Genomic DNA, 2,271 nt, shown 5'->3' on the forward strand with positions numbered 1-2,271 from the left:
GCTACAGCTACTACTGCCTTCACTGTTCGGGACTTTCACCCTAGAGTCTGCACCCATGCTGGGCACACAACAATAAAAAAACGAGTCGTTGAACTCGTTTTAGCTAAGGCCATGTGTAATCGGGATTAATATTTTAAATGTTGTGCCGATATCGACTTGACTATCAACTTCGATCACACCTTCATGTGCCTCAACAATATGTTTAACAATTGCTAAGCCCAATCCAGTCCCACCTGTTTCACGACTCCGTGCTTGATCAACCCGATAGAATCGCTCGAAAATTCGATCAATCATCTCTTCCGGAATGCCAATTCCATTATCTTTGATCGTCAATTCAATCCATGGATGAGTTCTTTTTGCAGTCACAACAATTTGACCATGATCCTTTGAATAACTAATTGCATTGTAAAGTAAATTTAAAATCACTTGTTTCAACCTTGCTCCGTCACCGGTTAAAAAGAGATCAGAATCGACATTAAGCTTGAGCTCAAGATCACGTTTATGTGCCAGTTCTTTCACAAAAGTCACACAATCATTTACAATCACTGAAAAATTAATCCGCTTAAGTTCTACTTTAAATTCTTCCTGTTCAAGTTTTGTTAGCTCTAACAAATCATGAATGAGTGATTGCAGTCGGTCACTTTCTTTGTAAATAATCGTTAAAAACTTATGGATCATCGCGGGCTCAATTGCGTCATCATCGAGCATTGTTTCAGCAAATCCTTTAATTGATGTAACTGGTGTTTTCAACTCATGTGAAACATTAGCAACAAAGTCTTTTCGAATTTGATCAACATGTTTTAGTTCAGTGATATCATGAAAAACAAATACAAGTCCTCTCAAATCATTGCTTTCATTAAAAAAAGGAACAGCAACGATCTCGATAAACAATCGGTTTTGACCTTTTGTTATTGTGATTGAATTTTTAAATGTTTCTTCATATAGGAAAGCATCTTGAACAGCCTGATAAACCTTTTTTTGATCTAATACTTGGTAGTATAGTTGATTCGTCACTTCAGCTTCTGTTTTATCAAATAGTTCAGTAAACTTACGATTAATTAATTGAACATAGCCTTTTGTATCCAAGAGCATGATGCCACTTTCCATGTTTTCAATGACTGTATGCAGTTGTCTTGAATGCATTTTATCTTGGCGATTCAAGTTTTGTAAATTAAATGCAAGCTTGTTGACGGCATAGCCTAAATGATCAACACCATGATGGCTCTTTTCGTAGGATCGCGCAGTGTAGTTGCCTTTGATTAGTTCCGCTAGCACTGCTTTAATTTGCTCATTAGGCTTCAAGTATGTCAGGTATATTTGATAAAGCATCATAAAAACAACTGCATGTGCACCAATTAATAGAAGAACAACGACGATTCGATCGCTTCCTTGTACAAGTGGAACAATCATAAAGATCAGACCAAGCAATAGGAAACTAGTAATTGTAATAAAAACTGAAAAGGTAAACTTACTTGATTTTTTCAATCGCAGGCTCCTCCATTTTATAGCCTAATCCTCTAATCGTTTTAATATAAATCGGTTGTTTAGTATCAGGCTCGATTTTTTCACGAATATGACTGACATGCACATCTACAATCCGTGTGTCTCCTGAGAAATCATAATTCCAAACAGCGCTTAACAGTTGATCTCGAGACAATACTTTACCTTTATGCCTTGCTAAATAAGCGAGTAATTCGAATTCTTTCCGAGTAAATGCAAGTTCTTCACCATTTATGGTAACTTCATATTGTTCTGGAGAGATCACGAGCTGACCTACTTTTAATTGTTTCGGTTCATTCTCTGTTTGTTTGTTTGTTCGACGTAAAATTGCTTTAATTCGTGCAACAACTTCTTTCGGACTAAATGGTTTCGTCAAGTAATCATCTGCACCTAGCTCTAAACCAAGCACTTTATCAAATTCATCGTCCTTAGCTGTCAACATTAATATCGGTGTATCAACTTTCTCTTGTCTTAATCGTTTACAGACTTCCGTTCCTTCCATACCCGGTAGCATTAAGTCTAAGACGATTAAGTCATATGGCTCGCTTAGAGCCTTGTCAAATGCTTCTGTTCCTGAATAGGCAACAGCGGTATCAAATCCTGCTTTTTCAATATTGTATTGTAACAATGTAACGATTGATTCTTCATCATCAACAATCAGTATCTTTTGATTCATTTTCCTACCCCCATTGTCTTTACCGTATTGTCTAAAGTTTTATAGTAAAAACCTTCGTTTTTATTGATATATAGCCTTTTAACACAAAAAAACTT

The 2,271-nt window shown here is 36.2% G+C and carries 2 protein-coding genes; both read right to left on the minus strand.

Going from position 1 to position 2,271, the window contains the following annotated elements; translation table 11 throughout:
- Positions 1–99: 99 nt before the first annotated feature.
- The gene (gene pnpS / locus ABD814_RS05885; protein ID WP_344911280.1) at positions 100–1,485 is read right to left on the minus strand and encodes a two-component system histidine kinase PnpS; all 1,386 of its coding nucleotides are present in this window, start codon (positions 1,483–1,485) and stop codon (positions 100–102) included.
- Positions 1,469–2,176, minus strand: coding sequence for a response regulator transcription factor (locus ABD814_RS05890; protein ID WP_344911282.1), 708 nt, complete (start codon positions 2,174–2,176; stop codon positions 1,469–1,471). The genes pnpS and ABD814_RS05890 overlap by 17 nt, the downstream gene beginning before the upstream one ends.
- Positions 2,177–2,271: the final 95 nt, after the last annotated feature.

It is taken from the genome of Amphibacillus indicireducens, assembly GCF_039539605.1.
GTDB lineage: Bacteria > Bacillota > Bacilli > Bacillales > Amphibacillaceae > Amphibacillus > Amphibacillus indicireducens.

Excerpts from the sequence above, each read along its gene's own strand:
- ABD814_RS05890 (WP_344911282.1), bottom strand. The coding sequence starts at position 2,176 with ATGAATCAAAAGATACTGATTGTTGATGATGAAGAATCAATCGTTACA.